We start from the raw sequence: 18,080 nt of genomic DNA, 5'->3' as shown, positions 1-18,080 counted from the left end.
CTAATTCAATTTAGGGGCACTTGTACACTTGGCCAACCATTTTGCTATCTAGTGGGATAAAGCTAGATAACACAGTTTCACTTGGGCTAGTTGCACCAAAGATCACATTTCCGCCCATTTCAGCCGCTTTATTGCGCAAATCATTCGCTGCGCTACGCATTGAGCTGGATTCATTATTTACACCACTCAACCAGTTGCTTTGTGTCCCTGCAACCTGACCGAGAAGTTGGCAATCACTTCCAGGTTGATTCTCAACAAAACGAACTTGTGAGCCTGCCGCAGTCAAGTTAGTTGACGTTGAACAACCCGCTAATAGCAGTAATGCAGCAGCACCAAGCAAGACTTTAATTCGCATGTTTTCCCTCATTTTTCATTGTGTTTTTGCAGCTGGTTTGAAAAATTATTAGCCCTAATACGGTATATCATAAATCGCTAGGAAGTGCTCCGCATACTGCGTCACAATTGCCACACATCACCAGCCGAATAGAGTCTACCACAAATTAATCAAGAAACTGCCCTATTCTTTGCTAATTCAAACCACTTACCTTACGTTAAATATAACCCGCTAAGCAATGTCGACGCAAAAATAAATCGTGTTTCGCATCAATTGTACATTGATTGGGGATATTAATTATTATCTATAATTAATGGTTCGATATAATTAAAAACCAAAAAAAAACCAGCGCGGCGAGATAACTCCACCGTGCTGGTCTTATTCAGGCTAAGTCACAAATATTCGTGACTAGTGCATGATGTATGCCAAATGGCTTACATCATGCCGCCCATTCCACCCATGCCGCCCATACCAGCGCCACCTAAGTCAGGTGCATCAGATTTTGGCAGGTCAGTGATCATCGCTTCAGTGGTGATCATCAGGCCAGCAATAGAGGCTGCAAATTGCAGAGCAGAACGCGTGACTTTAGTTGGGTCCAAGATACCCATGTCGATCATATCGCCATAAGTGTCAGTTGCTGCGTTGTAACCCTCGTTACCTTTCGCTGCTTTCACGTTGTTAACAACCACAGACGCTTCTTCACCTGCGTTGGTGACGATTTGACGCATTGGCGCTTCCATCGCACGCAGAGCAACACGAATACCAACGTTTTGTTCTTCGTTGTCGCCTCTCAGTGCATCAAGTTTAGCTGCAACGCGAACTAGTGCAGTACCACCACCAGCAACAACGCCTTCTTCAACAGCAGCACGAGTTGCATGCAGAGCATCATCAACGCGAGCACGTTTTTCTTTCATTTCAACTTCAGTTGCTGCACCAACTTTAATTACCGCAACACCGCCAGCTAATTTAGCAACGCGCTCTTGCAGTTTTTCACGGTCGTAATCTGAAGAAGATTCTTCGATTTGTTGACGGATTTGAGCAACACGGCCTGCGATCGCGTCTTCTTCACCGATACCATCAATGATAGTGGTGGTGTCTTTGTTGATCACGATACGTTTAGCTTGACCTAAGTCTTCTAATGTTGCTTTTTCTAACTCCATACCGATCTCTTCAGAGATAACAGTACCGTTAGTCAGAGTTGCGATATCTTGCAGCATTGCTTTACGACGGTCGCCGAAGCCTGGAGCTTTAACCGCTGCCACTTTAACGATACCACGCATGGTGTTAACCACTAAGGTAGCCAGCGCTTCACCTTCAACATCTTCAGCGATGATCAGCAGTGGCTTGCTTGCTTTCGCAACGCCTTCTAATACTGGCAGTAATTCACGGATGTTAGAGACTTTTTTGTCAACTAACAGGATGAATGGGTTTTCTAACTCAACTGCACCAGTTTCTGGTTTGTTGATGAAGTAAGGAGACAGGTAACCGCGGTCAAACTGCATACCTTCAACCACATCCAACTCATCTTCCAGACCTGTACCTTCTTCAACGGTGATAACGCCTTCTTTGCCGACTTTATCCATTGCTTCTGCGATTAAACGACCAACGGTTTCGTCAGAGTTTGCAGAAATAGTACCCACCTGTGCAATCGCTTTGGTATCTGAACATGGAACAGACAGTGCTTTCAGCTCTTCAACCGCAGCAACAACTGCTTTATCAATACCACGTTTCAGGTCCATTGGGTTCATACCCGCAGCAACCGCTTTTAAACCTTCAGTGATGATAGCTTGTGCTAACACTGTTGCTGTTGTTGTACCGTCACCCGCAGCATCATTTGCTTTAGAGGCAACTTCTTTGACCATCTGAGCACCCATGTTTTCGAATCTATCTTCTAATTCGATTTCACGTGCAACAGAAACACCGTCTTTAGTGATAACAGGTGAGCCAAATGATTTGTCTAAAACAACATTACGGCCTTTAGGACCTAAGGTTACTTTAACTGCGTCTGCCAGAACATTCACACCACGAAGCATTTTCGTACGTGCATCACTACCAAATTTAACGTCTTTAGCTGCCATTATCTCTTTCCTTCAAATTCTTTTCGTTCGTTGAGAAGTTTTAAGTGAAAATTACGCTTCAACAATTGCCAGGATGTCACTTTCAGACATGATCAGGACTTCTTCATTGTCGATTTTTTCAGCTTTCACGCCATAACCGTCGTTAAAAATAACGATATCGCCAACTTTCACATCCAGCGCTTTAATTTCGCCATTTTCGAGGATGCGGCCTTGGCCTACTGCCAGAACTTCACCACGCGTTGATTTGCCTGCCGCAGTACCGGTCAGAACAATGCCACCCGCAGATTTAGATTCTACTTCTTTACGTTTAACGATAACACGGTCATGCAATGGACGAATTTTCATTAATAGTTCTCCTATAAATAAAGTCCACACTAGGTAAAAGGACGATACCAGCATGTCTTAAATAAACTAGTACCATGTTTGAGCAGATTGGGGCTAGACAGAGGGACTTCAAGGGGGGAGATAAAAAATTTTTCATTTTTATCTCCCCACAAATACGAAGGATTTACGGTTTCGGACGGTCGTCTTTATCTGATGAGTCTGATTTATCAGTGTTATCAATGGTAAAAGACGGGTCGTCTTGTTTACGTTGGAATTCGCCATCAAACGTATTACCGTTTTGATATCCGCCATTTCTTGACTGATTAAAACCCGCGCCAGGTTGATAGAAACGAATATGCGGGATTAATCGCATTACAATAAGTTTTTGTACTGGTGGAAGTAATAACAATAAACCAATAAAGTCAGTGAAAAACCCTGGCACGATGAGTAAAAAGCCCGCTAAAACGAGCGCAACGCTTTTAATCATCTCTGCCGCTGGGCTTTCACCAGACGCTAATTTTTGTTGGATTTGTAGGACATTTTTCATGCCTTGGTTTTTCACCAAGGAGACCCCCAAACAGGAAGTTAAGACCACTAAAATTAGCGTCATTAGAACTCCCACTTCGGAAGCAACTCTCACGAAAATAACCGATTCAATGTAAATGAGAATACATATCAGAATTAGTGGTAACCAGCGCACAAGTTCTCCTTTATTTCAATAAGCTATCAACTATTTTACGCCCCTCGGAAAACCTTTGTGAACTGCATCTAAGAGACAACTATCAATGTTCGCTTTTTTCTTTAGTATAGCCATAATAATTGGGGCAAAGATAACGTTTTTCAACTCATAGAGTTTTTTGATTAACCAGACTTATCTGTGATGAATATCACACAACGTAAAATCTGTTGCATAAATCAAACTATATAGTGATCTAGGTTCAAGGCATTGTTTCATTAAAGGCATATTATCTACCCATAAATCAGTAGATCATAATGCTGATAACGTAGTAGAAGGTGTTAATCGCTTGTAAAGTTTTATTTTGCGATATTAATCACCTGTTAAGTTTTGTTTTTACGATATATGGATTTTTAAAAAGCGCATAAACGGACAGTAACTGTAATCTAATTAAGAAGGTTCTCATGTCAAACAATACTCGTATCGAAGAAGACCTGTTAGGTAAAAAAGAAGTTCCAGCCGATGCCTATTATGGTGTTCATACTCTGCGTGCGATTGAAAACTTTTATATCAGCGACCGCACTATTAACGATGTCCCAGAATTTATTCGCGGCATGGTTATGGTTAAAAAAGCGGCGGCTTTAGCCAACAAAGAACAACACACAATTCCACGTAATATCGCGGAAACCATCATCAAAGCATGTGATGTTGTTTTAAATGAAGGCAAATGCATGGACCAGTTCCCTGTTGACGTATTCCAAGGTGGTGCGGGCACATCACTGAATATGAATACCAACGAGGTTCTTGCAAATATCGGTCTTGAACTGATGGGGCATAAAAAAGGGGAATATGAATTCCTAAACCCTAATGACCACCTGAACAAAAGCCAATCCACTAACGATGCTTACCCTACTGGGTTCCGTATCGCAGTGTATAACTCTGTACTGAAGTTAATTGAATCTGTTGAATACCTGAAAAAAGGCTTTGAAGCTAAAGCTGAAGAATACAAAGACATTCTGAAAATGGGTCGTACCCAGTTACAGGATGCCGTTCCAATGACCGTCGGCCAAGAATTCCATGCTTTCGCTACCCTTCTGAAAGAAGAAGAGAAAAATCTGAAACGTAGCATCGAATTACTGCTCGAAGTTAACTTAGGTGCAACGGCTATCGGTACAGGCCTGAATACCGCACCTGGTTATTCAGAACTGGCAGTGAAAAAATTAGCTGAAGTGACTGGTTTACCATGCGTTCCTGCTGAAGACTTAATCGAAGCAACTTCTGACTGTGGTGCTTACATCACTGTTCACGCAGGCTTAAAACGTCTGGCAATGAAACTGTCTAAAATCTGTAACGACTTACGCCTGCTATCTTCCGGCCCTCGTGCAGGTCTTAAAGAAATCAACTTACCTGAGTTACAAGCAGGTTCTTCTATCATGCCAGCAAAAGTTAACCCAGTGATTCCAGAAGTGGTTAACCAAGCGTGTTTCAAAGTTATTGGTAACGATATCTGCGTAACAATGGCAGCTGAAGCAGGCCAATTACAGTTAAACGTAATGGAACCAGCTATCGGTCAAGCAATGTTCGAGTCTATTTCTCTGATGAGCAATGCATGTCGCAATCTGCAAGAGAAATGCATTAGCGGTATTACTGTGAACAAAGAAATCTGCGAAGCGTTTGTCTTTAAGTCAATCGGTATCGTGACCTACTTGAACCCATTCATTGGCCACCATAACGGTGATATCGTAGGTAAAATCTGTGCAGAAACAGGTAAGAGCGTCCGTGAAGTTGTGCTTGAACGCGGTTTACTAACTGAAGCAGAGCTGGATGATATTTTCTCTGTTGAGAACTTAAAACACCCAGCTTACAAAGCAAAACGTTTTGATGACTAAAAGTTTATGTTTATCATAAATAATACTTAAAAAAATAAAGGCACGCCTCTCATCGGAAAGCGTGCCTTTTTTGATTCATGCACACACAAAAAATTAACATAACAGTTTCATAATTTTAATTTTCATTTTGTCGAGGAGTAAACACTATGTTAGCCGTAGAATTTGTCATTGTTCTGCTGGCCATTTTTTTGGGGGCCCGTCTTGGTGGGATAGGTATCGGCTTTGCCGGTGGCCTTGGTGTACTGGTACTCGCTGCAATTGGCGTGAAACCAGGTACCATTCCATTTGACGTTATCTCCATCATCATGGCTGTTATCGCCGCTATCTCTGCGATGCAAATTGCAGGCGGTTTAGATTATTTAGTTGCTCAAACAGAAAAATTACTGCGCCGCAATCCTAAATACATCACTATTCTTGCCCCAGTTGTCACTTACTTTCTGACGCTCTTTGCAGGTACAGGTAATATCTCTTTAGCCACACTACCTGTAATTGCAGAAGTCGCAAAAGAACAAGGCGTTAAACCTTGCCGTCCATTATCAACAGCGGTCGTTGCTGCTCAGATTGGTATTACTGCATCACCAATTTCTGCTGCGGTTGTCTATATGGCATCGGTCATGGAAAACCCTGCGATGATGGGTGCTGGTAATACAGTCAGCTACATCACTCTGCTGGGAATTTTACTGCCATCAACCTTCCTCGCGATTATGTTGATGTCATTTATTATCTCTTGGACGTTTAACTCTAAACTTTCTGATGACCCAATCTATCAAAAACGTTTAGCAGAAGGCTTAATTGAACTGCGTGGTAGCCAAGTCAAAGAAATCAAACCTGGTGCTAAATCTTCCGTTATGCTGTTCTTATTAGGTGTTATCGGTGTTGTCTGTTATGCCATCATCAATAGCCCAAGCTTAGGGATTGTCGAAACACCATTGATGAACACCACCAATGCGATTTTGATCATCATGCTGACTGTAGCAACGTTGATTACTATCCTTTGTCGCGTAAATACCGATGCTATCTTGAACTCCAGTACCTTTAAAGCAGGTATGAGTGCATGTATCTGTATCTTAGGTGTGGCTTGGTTAGGTGATACTTTCGTACAACACAACCTTGAGTGGATCAAAGCAACTGCGGGTGACTTAATCCACGAACATTCTTGGATGCTAGCGGTTATCTTCTTCTTCTGTTCTGCGCTTCTGTATTCACAAGCAGCAACAGCAAAAGCATTGATGCCAATGGCACTGGCTTTAGGTGTTAGCCCACTGACTGCAATTGCGTCATTCTCTGCGGTTTCTGGTCTGTTTATTCTGCCGACTTACCCGACACTGGTTGCTGCGGTACAAATGGATGATACAGGGACAACGCGCATTGGTCGCTTCGTCTTCAACCACCCATTCTTTATCCCTGGTACCATTGCTGTCGCATTAGCCGTCACTTTCGGCTTCCTGTTCGGTGGAATGATGCTCTAGCCCTATTCATCAATTGAACAGCCTAAAAAACCCGTGACATCATTCACGGGTTTTTTCTGTTCGAAAATATATTTATCATTGTCACTAAAGTGGCAATGATAAATATAAAATCTGTAAAGATCATTCATCAACATTATTTTCTGTCTCATATTATAAATTTAATAAAAGAGGTAAATATATAAACCATAGCTATCTTATATATATTCAATACACCAAAATAAGATATAAAAATCGAATAAAATAAACCAAATTTTTCCAATGAAACATTTATATTAATAACCTCAATATAAGTGTAACAAGCAATGAATATATTGATTAAATCTCAGTGTAATTCCGCTAAGTTCGTCAGAAAACAACAAAAACAATATAGCTAAAATAACGATATTTTTAAATGTATAATTTCAAAAAAAACAGATATTAACGTGATAAACCTTATATATAATCCTTTAAAATCAACAATGCATACTCTTTTATTGTGTATTATAAATAGGCGCTATCTATTAATACCCAAAAATCCATCCGCCATAAATATTGGTAATGCTAAACTCATCCTTGTCTAATAGGTATTAGAAAACCATTCAGGTTCTCTTTTAAACCCGTTAAACGAGCGCTAAATTATAGAATAAGTCCATTACTTAAAATAATTTATCTCATCAGCATTAATTTATTTGGAGGAGGAATGTTAAGTACTCAACGAAATGATAATACCGATATTTCCATTTATATTGGAACCTATCTAAAACACCGAAGAAAAGCGGTTGGTTTAACAGGTGCGCAATTAGCATCACGATTAAGCATTAGCCAGCAACAAATTTCTCGTTACGAAAGGGGTAAAAATGCCATCACCATACAAGGTCTGTTAGATATCTTACAAGCCCTTGAGTTAAGAAAGCATGATGTCGATGATTTTATGAAGAAAATTTTTCAGTTTTATTATATCGATGTTGCGCTAGAGGCAAATTTGATTAATTAACGTTCCAGTCTAAATTTGATATTCACTGTCAATTTAGATTCAGGGGGGATATTTCCCCCTCCTGTTCCTCCCGCCTTTCTACAAAAAATGCCCCGTTTATTCATTTATGTAGCTCCGCCAGCTCCATTGCTATTGAGCAAAGCGCTATAATTCAATATTGATCATTGCTATGATGAAAAAAACAGACACGATGCCGATGGAGTTCATAATGCCTATCCAGCGCGAAACAATTTTAAGCCATGCATTAAACCAGTTAGAAATTCAGGGGTTATCCGCATCAACAGAAAATTTACTCAGTGAAATTGAATCTGATTTTTCGACTATTCGCCAATTTTGGCCTGATAATGAAGCCCTTATTTATGATTGCTTGCGCTTTCATGGACAACAAATTGAAGTATGGCAGCGCCAAACGCTCCTAGAGGAAACGCTAAGCCCACAGCAGAAATTAATGGCCCGTTACCAACAATTGTCCGAGAAAGTGAGTGAGGGGCGTTTTCCAGGCTGTTTATTTATCTCTGCTTGTAATTATTACCCCGATTCAGAGCACCCGATTCACCAGCTCAGTCGCCTACAAAAAGACAATTCCTTTAATTTTACCAAAAATTTATTGGATGAACTTGATATCGAAGACTCTGAGCTTGTTGCAAACCAAATGGAACTGGTTCTCGAAGGGTGCTTAAACCGTTTATTAGTCCAACGTGACATTCAAGATGTTGAAACAGCGCAGCACCTTTCTGAAGATATTTTGACGATCGCATTATGCCGTAAAAAAGGGGCGCTAAGCTAAAAAAGCCACATTAGCACGTTAAACAATCACCTTTTGCTGAAAAAGAAAACACTCAGTAAAAAAAAACGTTTTTTTATTAAAAACTCATTGACGCAAACAGCTGAATACGGTTTAATGCGCCCCGTTGCCCGGATAGCTCAGTCGGTAGAGCAGGGGATTGAAAATCCCCGTGTCCTTGGTTCGATTCCGAGTCCGGGCACCACTATTTAAAGAACCCGCCCAAAAGGCGGGTTTTTGCTTTTGTATTTTCAAACACTCATACTTAGCTAACTAGGCTAAAGACACGGAATGGCCTTTACTCTCATCTAAACACCTATTTCTCTATACTCTCTGTTTGCAAGCTATGAGTAATAAGCCTATATACAGAATATAGATATAAAAATAACCATAAACCAAAGTTAATTGGCTTAACTTATACTAAATAATTAGGAGGGAACTAGAAAAAGCCAAACGCTAAGGTTTATAACTAGATTATTATTCTCACCCTTTTCTCATTTCATCCATTAAATGGCGCCCACTCACTCTTATTGCGTGTATTTACTGGCTTGTTGTCTCATTTAAAAACCTAAAAATAAGTTTTTATATTAATAGTTATTCAAATAAACCACTAAAAAACTATAATATCATTTTTTATTCCCATCTATTGAGCTAAAAAAATAATCAAATACAATATTAAACAATAAATAATAATAATTTGTAATGAGAATGTAGCCAAGCCTTAATGCAATAAGTCAACTAAACCTTACCAAGCAATTCACAATCAATACTTAACATACTGTTGAGTAACAAAAATAGTTCTCTGAAATAAAAAGAAAATAACTATAATGCTTAAAATAAGTCTCTACATATGAACCTGAAATAAATGACTTAACATTATTTTTAATTAAGGAATACCTTATATTCTAAAATCTTATTTTTGTCATAATTTACTCTTCAAGATAAAAATAGTTTTATGAATCAATGATACTAGGGTCAAGTTTCCACATGAAAAAGAAAAAAGATACAACTTATTATATCAGCCAGCTAGTTGGTAAATGCTTACAAGAATACCGACAAGAGTTAGGTATTAGCGGTGAGAGCATTGCGAAAGAGCTAGGTATTAGCCAACAGCAATTATCTCGTTATGAACGAGGTGAGAATGCATTAACCGTAGATGTATTATTTAAATTTATTCTTATACTCGGTATTAACTTTCCAGATTTTTACCATAGGCTATTCTATATCGTTAGCCATCATCCTAAACTTTCACACCATATCACTAATTTAAATGGTTTTGGTTGGGAATTAGATGATTTGAAAGACTATTACAATTCAGCAATTGTCTAACCTTTGGCATAAAGAAATATTGTTTAATTTGTTTATTTTATATTATTATGAAAATTATGGAGTTTGCCTATAATCGATGAGAACAGCACTATGCCTACCCCTTCTCCGACTGCATTTTCAAGGATAACTCGCACATCAGGACGCACAAACAGCATACTCACTGTTACTTTTCCTTTGTTGTTTATTCTAATAGCAACATTATTTTGGAGCGCAGAACGAATTGTCCAACAAGAAACTAGGCGGTTAGAGGTCGATTTTAGGTCACTAATAGGCTATATCAATGAGCAAGAGAAATTTTTAAGATCGTTAAATAAGCAAAACCAAGATCTATCAGAGCTAGTTGAAAGCCGAACCTATGCAATACAAGAGCAATCACTACCAACCAAGCTATCATTACATTTACTTGAAGGTAAAGAGTCTTTAGTCGCAATGCCATTCACGCTGGCCTGTGATAGAAGTTTAGAATGCTCCCGAGTACCCAGTATATTATTTTCTTTAGGCGCTTACTTAGCTGATTATTATTCCACGTTTTGGGGTGGGTCCTATTTCCCTGCCGCCGCTGTATTTTTTGTCAATGAGCACGACCAAATTAGTATCAGTGTGCCTTCTGTTGGCACTGTATTAGGAAATGAATCGATATCTCCAAACTTATATTATTCCGTTATTGATAACGTCAGGAAAAATTTACCTGCTATCCACGCTCAGTTTTCAGAATCACAACCGACTGATTTAAAACAAATTATTTGGTTACGTCCAGTACCTTTTGATAATATTCTTATCGGGATTATTCCCGCAGGTTTTGATGAGCATTTATGGCAGAATGCTCACATTTCCCCTAAAAATATTTATGCGGTCAGTATGTTAAGCCAAGCTAGGTTAAGTGTGCTGGAACGAATGTTAAACCCCACACTCACACATCAATTTTGGCTAATTCATACGAAATATGGTCAGTTACTTGGAACAACCCAAGCGCCTGAGGAAGAAGCATTAGAAGGTATTTTTTATACCAAAGATGGCCTGGTTCTTAAGCTTTCATCTAAAACTGATGAATGGACTGGATATTATAGAATTAGTTATGCTGCTTTTTTTGAAGACAACCTGTGGTTTCCTATCAGTTTAGTTATCGCTCTTTTCTTTAGTTTATTTTGTGGATGGGGATATCACCGCTGGTACCAGCGAAAAATATTACAACCTGCGATAGACTCCCAGCAAGCCATCTTAGAAAATGAAGCATTCAACCAAACGCTTATCGCAACAACCCCTATCGGCCTATGTGTAATAGATAAAGAAACCCAGCAGTTACGCTTCGCGAATGAGTTAGCTCGTTACTGGCTAAAAATAACCAATATATCTACTCCCCACGACTCAAATGAATATAATGAATTACTCGTCAAGGTTCTTTCTGACACAGAACACGTTAAAACGACTTTAAAATCAGGGGAGCATGTCCTCTATGTTGTGAGTACAGCAACTTATTACCAACAGCGCCCTGTTATTTTATGCGCATTTACTGATATCACCATCCAAGCAGAAACTGAAAAACAACTTGATGATGCGAAGCGGCTTGCAGAAGAAGCCAACCGAGCTAAATCGACATTTTTAGCAACAATGAGCCATGAAATAAGAACTCCACTTTATGGCCTAATCGGTACGTTAGAATTACTCGCAAACACCTCTCTTTCACCTCAACAAGCTCATTTTATTGAGAGAATATCAACAACGTCCCAACTACTTATGCAATTAATTGGCGATATTTTAGATATTAGCAAAATAGAAGCTAACCAAATTCAAATCCATAATCATCCATTTGATTTATTAGAATTAGTACAACAAACCGTTCAACTATATCAAGGTATTGCTCAGCAAAAAGGGTTACTCCTATTTGCTGTTATTGACCCAAGCGTACAAGCAAATAGAATTGGTGACTCTGCTCGACTGCAACAAATTTTAGGTAATTTACTCAGTAATGCAATTAAATTTACCCACAGGGGCACGGTTACTATTGAACTCAAAAGAAGTAATAATAATAATATATTAATACGTGTCAGTGATACCGGTGTTGGAATTAGCCCTGAACAACAAATAAAATTATTTGAGCCATTTTATCAAGCTCATTCAGAAATTCATGCCTATGGCGGTACTGGTTTAGGCCTATTTATTTGCTCTGAGCTCATTAAATTGATGGATGGGCAGATAAGCCTACAGAGTGAAGTTGGGGTTGGTAGCTCGTTTCTCGTGACACTACCTTTAGCACTCGATATACAGCAACCACATTGGCTACCACTAAAAAATACCAATATTTGGTTACAAACCCCAAACCCATTATTGACTGAAAATATAACGCAATGGCTAAAACGTTGGGGGGCTAATGTTTATTTCACAGAAAATAGCCTCCCCATAGATACCTCATCCGTTATTGCTGTCAGCATCTTAATTCCATCGTTTCCTCTGCCAACTCATTGGGATGGACAACAATGGGTAAGTCCTGAGATGAATTTCCGACTATCTGAATTAAATCAGCAGCTATTCTTACTACAAAATAATAAAGAACAGAGATCCCTTATTTGTCCAACATCTCGTATACAAACTCACATGCATAAATACCCGCTTCGCGTTTTAATTGCTGAAGATAACCCCATTAACCAAGTTGTTCTACAAGAGCAGCTTGAATTACTCGGTTGTAAGGTATTTATTGCCAATGATGGTGAAGAAGCGTTGGTGATTTGGGATAACGAAATTGTCGATATCATCCTTACAGACGTTAATATGCCTTATCGTAATGGTTATGAACTTGCACAGCAGCTGCGCAGTGAAGGCGAAACATGTCCGATTATTGGTGTTACTGCAAACGGATTAAAAGAAGAAGAAGAGCGATGCCTAGAATCTGGAATGGATTCATGGCTTGTAAAACCTATAGAGCTAGAAACCTTAATTCAATTATTCAACCGTTTATTCCCGATTTACTCCTCATCAACTTTAGAAATGGCTCCCCTAGAAATGATTAACCCGCTAAATGGAGAAGATAGAGAAAAAATTATTCATCATTTTATTACCGATATTACTCAATTTTGCCAAGCTGTTGAAGATAACAATATTGATGAAATAAAACAGTTATCCCATCGTATCCGTGGCGCATTAATTAGTGTGGAACAACGTGAATTAGCTAATGAGCTTCGTGAGTTTGAGGCAACATTAGACACACAGGCATCAACACACATTGATATTCAGGTTAACCAGAATATCTGCAATCAATTAGCTAATTGGATAAAAAAAATCAGTCAAATAAATGATGTGTAAGGCAATAACTGATTAACGCTTGATTATTATCAACACCCAATTTACGCATTGCGGCATTTTTCTGTAAGCTGATAGTTTTATCACTGCGGTTTAATTGCTTTGCAATATCAACAATAGGCTTTCCTTGAACAAAAAGGCGCAATACCTCAAGTTCACGAGGTGATAATGTCTTTACCCTATCATTTAATGTTACCGCATTACGGCTTTTTAATGTCGTTGTCATATCTGCAACAGGAACTCGATATTGGCGGCCTTGCCCCGCTAATGTGATAGCCTTCATCAGGTCGCTTAATGGCGCCTCTTTTGACACCACCGCGCTCACCCCTGAATCATATAACATTTGTATAATCATGGGGTTAGAAACCATCGTTAATACAATCACGGCAATATTTGGGTATTGACGACGTAAAAATTGAATATAATTCTGGCCATCGCTAGACTGGGTATTATTAGGCATCATATAATCAGTTACGATCACATCAACCTCATTTTTTTTCAAAAAAGAAAATAGTTCAGCATCCTGAGTGTAGGCACCTAAAATTTCTAAATTCATTGATTGAGAAAGTGTATCTTTCAAACCTGAAAGCACAATGGGATGATCATCAACTAATACTAATTTGAGTTTTTTCATTTAATAATACTCAGCATCAGAATATGTATATTCAATATAACACCATAGAAAAAATGTCAATTAACACTCTTAATATGAAACAACAACTCGAACTGTTTTAGAAAACGGACCTGAAGCGATGGTGCTGCCTGCAATCTTGCTTAATGTCGCAGTAAAAGGGACACTAATCGGTGATTGTGGCATGATTTCACCAATACTGTAACTTTCATTATAGTTAATATCAGTTGAATTACGGGTTAATAGCGTTTGTAATCCATTACCCATATCAAGATATTTTCCGCCTAGCACCGTATTATTATTTGGTTCAAAACGAACTGATATATTCAGCCCTGTTTCGCAGTCTTGTGGCACTGACATGCCTAAATTAAAAGTTCGACTAACTACCTCTCCCGCATTCATTTGTTTTGGTGAAATAGTGCCAAAATTTACGCTTCCCCCATTAGAAGCCATGATATTCACCGCAGGTGTAGGGCAAAGTAGGGTTAAATCCCCTTTAATTCGCACATAAGTTGGTCCGCCTAAATCCTTACCTAAGTAATCCACATGAGTTCCTAATAAAAATAACCCAGTATCAAAAGGTTTAAGAGCATTAGCCCCCTTGTAAACATAGAAGTTATACATGAAAGCAATATTACGTGTAGTTCCTGTCTCTGGTTGACTCCAATACCCTAAATAAATATTTGGAACAGTTGGGTTGGTTATCGTTACTGGATTAGGAGATGAAATTACATTTTGTTGTGTCACACTGACACCACTATTAATCAACAATGTTTTAATTGCATTCGGCATTGTATTTTTAAAGTAAACTGCATTAGCTGTACTTGATGAGCCAGTAAACTCACATCTCACTGATACATATGAGCTCATTGCTGATGTCAATAAAGTACCATTTGGAATTGAAGTACTATTATTTGTAATATCAAAGGTTAATTCTTGTTCTATAGATGTAGCTCCAGAACTCGGTACACAATTATTAACCGCAGCTACTGACTGAAAACTTAGCAAAAATAAAAATAATATAGTGAATGTATTTATTTTTTTCAAAATTAACATAATTTACCTCTTATCCTTTTCATTTGACAAGGAACAAGTGGTATTACATGTATATTTCAATAAGTTTGGTGTTCCATAATCATCAATATAAGTCACAATCATTTTTGGCGATTTCACTTGTTTATCTGATAGTAAATATGTTGCATTGCTATTTGGTTTCACGACAATTTCTTTAAAATCAGGAACTTTAGATTCATTATCATTAACATTAATCACAACAATGTGATAGGGCGTCGGATTAATTAGTTTTAATGACCCTCCCACTTTCTCCACTTTCAACTCTTTTTGCCAATCATTATTAGGGTATTTTTTCAATTCACTCGGGCGATAAAATAATTTAAAACGTGATTGAATGACAATTTCAACTGCATTTTCTAGCTTTGTTTTTGGTGGAATACCCAATACATTAAAATAAAATAATGACTCTTGGTTACTCGGTATTTTTACATCATTTTTTGACAAACTAATTCTAACCTGCTTTTTTTGATTCGCTTCAACACGTTGTAATAAAGGCAAAGCAATCAGTGGTTCTGAAATTTTTTCGCCATTTTCATTCTCGATCCATGATTGAACTAAATAAGGATCTTTTTTATCAATATTTTCAATCACAACGCTAACACCTTTACTTGCTTCATCATAAATAACGCGAGTACGGTCAACAGAAATTGATGCATGTGTGTATGTGCTAATTAAAATTAAAGCACTCATTATTAATTTAATTTTTTTCATAATTTTCTATTCTTTATTACAGGTTATGTTTTTACTGGTTAAATGACTTTGTTTACCTAGCATAATTCGACATGACTGGTCACCACTCCATTTAACTATTAATTGTTGGTCTGGCTGGAAGCCAGTTAAATAAACTTGCCCTTCCTCTGCAATCATTCCCAATACATTTTTATTATCAGAGCCATAAACTAAAGCACCAAATGGAGGCGTATTGCCATCAGGGAATTTAATGGTGACTAACGCTTTTTCACCCACTAATGTATTGAGCTTTGAATAACCAACCGCACCATCAGTTAAATTTGATTCAATCACGCTGTCATCAATGCTGACATTGTCTGGTACATTATTAAGATCAACATACTGGGTCGACCTATAATAGGTTGGAACATTACTAATTGCGGCTAAACCAAACCCATTCGTGACTGATTCATTTTTATTAATTGATACCCCTTTCGCTTTATCTGTATCAATAACCATACGAGCTTGGTTATCATAAACTCGTCGGTGTAAGACTGGGCCTTGGCTGGTAATGGTCAAAGAGCCATCTAGTGACCCACTTAATGTATGGTAGTCTTCGCCATAGGAACCCGTTAGTTGTGCAGTACCATATTGCGTATCACGATAAACGGATGCATTCATTGCCGCATTTTCAAAAAAGTCTTTACTTGATAAACCTAAACTAACGTTATTATCATTAATTTTAGAGTTGTAATTAATATTACTATTATATTTCTTATCAATATCATTATAAGAACTAAAGTATTGAATCCGTGAATTTCTTTCACCACCCAATGGGACGCTTAACGAAAGGTATGCTTGCTTAGAGCGTGTACCTTTTACGTAGCTACTTTCACCAATTGATAATGATAAAATCGCATTATTTATAAAACTTGTGTTTATGGTTTTATTAAACGATAAATTAAGAGTATTGTTATTTTTTGATTCTTTCCAATAACTTTCCCGTGAATAACTTAAACTTATATCTGCCTGTAAATCAGGGAGTTGTTGTGTAAAAGAAGTCGTAAATACATTTTTCTGCCGATAATGTGGCGTTAACGGTGTTTCTTTTAAGCTAATATAGTCATTCACTGACATAAAGCCTTCGTTAGAAAATTGGTACCCTGTTAAATCCAGTCGACTCGAATTTGAAAAACGTTTTGCATAATTAATACGGTAACTTTCACCAGTATGTAAAGCGATATCCTCTAGTTGGTTTCTCGACTGTGTAATATCAAAAGATACTGCACCAAAGCGTTCCATATTTACCCCAACACCTGCATTATAGGCATGGTATTCATCATTAGTGGTTGCGAAAACACCACCAAAAATAGACAAATTATTGAGGATCCCCCAAGAAGCTTCAGTTGATATAAAATCATCATTAATGTTTTTATATCCCATTGGCTCTAACCGACCTGCATTTAGTTTATATTGCACCATGCCTGGGCGTGTTAAAAATGGAATATTAGTCGAAGAAACTTGGTACTCACGTATAGAGCCGTCTTCCTCTGTAATTTTAACATCAAGAGCCCCCGATAAAGAGGAACTTAAGTTATCAATTGAAAAAGGCCCTGGTGCCACTTTCATTTGATTCAAGATACGTCCATTTTGCGAGATAGTAACCGTCGCATTACTTGTCGCGGTTCCAGTAACACTCGGTGCATACCCTCTTAGAGAAGTCGGTAACATGTTCTCATCAGTAAAGACACTAACACCGTTAAAACGTACAGAATCAAATACATTACTTACTGTATAATATTTACCCGCAAAAAATTTTGCGGATAAACTAGGTAAATCTGTAAATAAATAAGTTTGTACCCATTTAAAATTATCATTTTTATTATCATTAAAGTCTTTTTGGTATTGATAATTACTGCGGACACGCCAACGCCCTACATTCGCACCAACAGAACCGAATGAGCTAAAATTATTAATGTCTCGAGTATTCTTATATTTAATATAGTTTTCAACAAGGTTGTAATCCAAAACGAGCGCATTAACCCCAACTTCCCGCTGCATAGGCGGAACCCAATTTTCATCAGAGTACTGAAAATAAGCTTGAGGTATTGAAAGCATTAACTCTTGCTTTTCATCATCGAATCTAGCCTGAATGTTTTTATCCTGAGATGTAAGGTCATAACACTGACCATTTTCCCATGTAGGCACTTCTTTAATAAACTCTTCTTTTAACCCAATAACTTCTACTAAGTTTCTAGAAATACAAGGTTGTATATTTTCATCTTTTTTTAAAAAATTTATTTGATCAAAATAATTAATTCTTCGACCATTTACCGATACATTAGAAAAATAAGAACCTTCACTAATTTTATTTTTCTCAAATGCACTTAGATCTATATTAGTATTACCCAAAATAGATAATGCGTCTTCATTAAATTGAACAGAATCCGCATTAACATAGTAAGTGTAAAACAATAAACTAGATACTAAACTAGTCACTATGTTTTTATTAAAATTGTTCTTTTTCATTAGCCGCAATATTCTATAATGGATTTA

The 18,080-nt window shown here is 37.8% G+C and carries 14 protein-coding genes and 1 tRNA gene; 7 read left to right on the top strand and 8 right to left on the bottom strand.

The features are described 5' to 3' along the window. Positions 1-10: 10 nt before the first annotated feature. From AABS66_RS07295 to AABS66_RS07280, 4 genes are all read right to left on the bottom strand, one after another. Positions 11-355, bottom strand: a complete 345-nt coding sequence (locus tag AABS66_RS07295; RefSeq protein WP_047756639.1) for a DUF4156 domain-containing protein — start codon at positions 353-355, stop codon at positions 11-13. A 413-nt stretch (positions 356-768) separates the two neighbouring features. Continuing rightward, complete coding sequence (groL, locus tag AABS66_RS07290) at positions 769-2,412, bottom strand: chaperonin GroEL (RefSeq protein ID WP_206083466.1); 1,644 nt, start codon at positions 2,410-2,412, stop codon at positions 769-771. 51 nt (positions 2,413-2,463) lie between these two features. After that, positions 2,464-2,757, bottom strand: a complete 294-nt coding sequence (locus AABS66_RS07285) for a co-chaperone GroES (protein ID WP_206083465.1) — start codon at positions 2,755-2,757, stop codon at positions 2,464-2,466. 163 nt (positions 2,758-2,920) lie between these two features. After that, a complete protein-coding gene (locus AABS66_RS07280; protein WP_206083464.1) occupies positions 2,921-3,436 on the bottom strand; it encodes an FxsA family protein in 516 nt (171 codons plus the stop codon). Positions 3,437-3,876: 440 nt separating this feature from the next. Between AABS66_RS07280 and aspA the strand changes: the two genes are divergently transcribed. The 7 genes from aspA to AABS66_RS07245 all read left to right on the top strand — a co-directional run bounded on the left by aspA (position 3,877) and on the right by AABS66_RS07245 (position 13,153). Then, positions 3,877-5,301, top strand: coding sequence for an aspartate ammonia-lyase (aspA, locus tag AABS66_RS07275; protein ID WP_206083463.1), 1,425 nt, complete (start codon positions 3,877-3,879; stop codon positions 5,299-5,301). A 146-nt stretch (positions 5,302-5,447) separates the two neighbouring features. Beyond that, positions 5,448-6,770 (top strand): anaerobic C4-dicarboxylate transporter, encoded by a 1,323-nt coding sequence (locus tag AABS66_RS07270; protein ID WP_206083462.1) that lies wholly within the window; start codon positions 5,448-5,450, stop codon positions 6,768-6,770. A 679-nt stretch (positions 6,771-7,449) separates the two neighbouring features. Then, the gene (locus AABS66_RS07265; RefSeq protein WP_206083461.1) at positions 7,450-7,743 is read left to right on the top strand and encodes a helix-turn-helix domain-containing protein; all 294 of its coding nucleotides are present in this window, start codon (positions 7,450-7,452) and stop codon (positions 7,741-7,743) included. Between the two features lie 214 nt (positions 7,744-7,957). Then, positions 7,958-8,530 (top strand): division control transcriptional repressor DicD, encoded by a 573-nt coding sequence (dicD, locus tag AABS66_RS07260; protein ID WP_430224748.1) that lies wholly within the window; start codon positions 7,958-7,960, stop codon positions 8,528-8,530. 126 nt (positions 8,531-8,656) lie between these two features. Next, positions 8,657-8,732, top strand: a tRNA-Phe gene (locus AABS66_RS07255). Positions 8,733-9,514: 782 nt separating this feature from the next. Next, positions 9,515-9,856 (top strand): helix-turn-helix domain-containing protein, encoded by a 342-nt coding sequence (locus tag AABS66_RS07250; protein ID WP_241016812.1) that lies wholly within the window; start codon positions 9,515-9,517, stop codon positions 9,854-9,856. A 90-nt stretch (positions 9,857-9,946) separates the two neighbouring features. After that, positions 9,947-13,153 (top strand): ATP-binding protein, encoded by a 3,207-nt coding sequence (locus AABS66_RS07245; protein ID WP_430224726.1) that lies wholly within the window; start codon positions 9,947-9,949, stop codon positions 13,151-13,153. Here AABS66_RS07245 and AABS66_RS07240 read toward each other — a convergent pair. From AABS66_RS07240 to AABS66_RS07225, 4 genes are all read right to left on the bottom strand, one after another. Next, entirely contained in the window at positions 13,131-13,784 is a 654-nt protein-coding gene (locus tag AABS66_RS07240) for a response regulator transcription factor (protein ID WP_206083458.1), read from the bottom strand. The two genes, AABS66_RS07245 and AABS66_RS07240, sit on opposite strands and share 23 nt — an antisense overlap. A 69-nt stretch (positions 13,785-13,853) precedes the next feature. Beyond that, entirely contained in the window at positions 13,854-14,837 is a 984-nt protein-coding gene (locus AABS66_RS07235) for a fimbrial protein (RefSeq protein ID WP_430224725.1), read from the bottom strand. 3 nt (positions 14,838-14,840) lie between these two features. Then, entirely contained in the window at positions 14,841-15,566 is a 726-nt protein-coding gene (locus AABS66_RS07230) for a fimbrial biogenesis chaperone (RefSeq protein ID WP_430224724.1), read from the bottom strand. 6 nt (positions 15,567-15,572) lie between these two features. Continuing rightward, complete coding sequence (locus tag AABS66_RS07225; protein WP_430224723.1) at positions 15,573-18,053, bottom strand: fimbria/pilus outer membrane usher protein; 2,481 nt, start codon at positions 18,051-18,053, stop codon at positions 15,573-15,575. Positions 18,054-18,080: the final 27 nt, after the last annotated feature.

It is taken from the genome of Providencia sp. SP181 (genome assembly GCF_050446505.1).
GTDB lineage: Bacteria > Pseudomonadota > Gammaproteobacteria > Enterobacterales > Enterobacteriaceae > Providencia > Providencia vermicola.
The sequence above is the reverse complement of the archived record's forward strand: the minus strand, read 5'-3'. Positions and strand labels throughout refer to the sequence as shown.

Coding starts and splice junctions, on each gene's coding strand:
- AABS66_RS07235 (WP_430224725.1), bottom strand. CDS start 14,837: ATGTTAATTTTGAAAAAAATAAATACATTCACTATATTATTTTTATTT.
- AABS66_RS07295 (WP_047756639.1), bottom strand. CDS start 355: ATGCGAATTAAAGTCTTGCTTGGTGCTGCTGCATTACTGCTATTAGCG.
- AABS66_RS07285 (WP_206083465.1), bottom strand. CDS start 2,757: ATGAAAATTCGTCCATTGCATGACCGTGTTATCGTTAAACGTAAAGAA.
- aspA (WP_206083463.1), top strand. CDS start 3,877: ATGTCAAACAATACTCGTATCGAAGAAGACCTGTTAGGTAAAAAAGAA.
- AABS66_RS07265 (WP_206083461.1), top strand. CDS start 7,450: ATGTTAAGTACTCAACGAAATGATAATACCGATATTTCCATTTATATT.
- AABS66_RS07270 (WP_206083462.1), top strand. CDS start 5,448: ATGTTAGCCGTAGAATTTGTCATTGTTCTGCTGGCCATTTTTTTGGGG.
- AABS66_RS07225 (WP_430224723.1), bottom strand. CDS start 18,053: ATGAAAAAGAACAATTTTAATAAAAACATAGTGACTAGTTTAGTATCT.
- AABS66_RS07245 (WP_430224726.1), top strand. CDS start 9,947: ATGCCTACCCCTTCTCCGACTGCATTTTCAAGGATAACTCGCACATCA.
- groL (WP_206083466.1), bottom strand. CDS start 2,412: ATGGCAGCTAAAGACGTTAAATTTGGTAGTGATGCACGTACGAAAATG.
- AABS66_RS07230 (WP_430224724.1), bottom strand. CDS start 15,566: ATGAAAAAAATTAAATTAATAATGAGTGCTTTAATTTTAATTAGCACA.
- AABS66_RS07240 (WP_206083458.1), bottom strand. CDS start 13,784: ATGAAAAAACTCAAATTAGTATTAGTTGATGATCATCCCATTGTGCTT.
- AABS66_RS07250 (WP_241016812.1), top strand. CDS start 9,515: ATGAAAAAGAAAAAAGATACAACTTATTATATCAGCCAGCTAGTTGGT.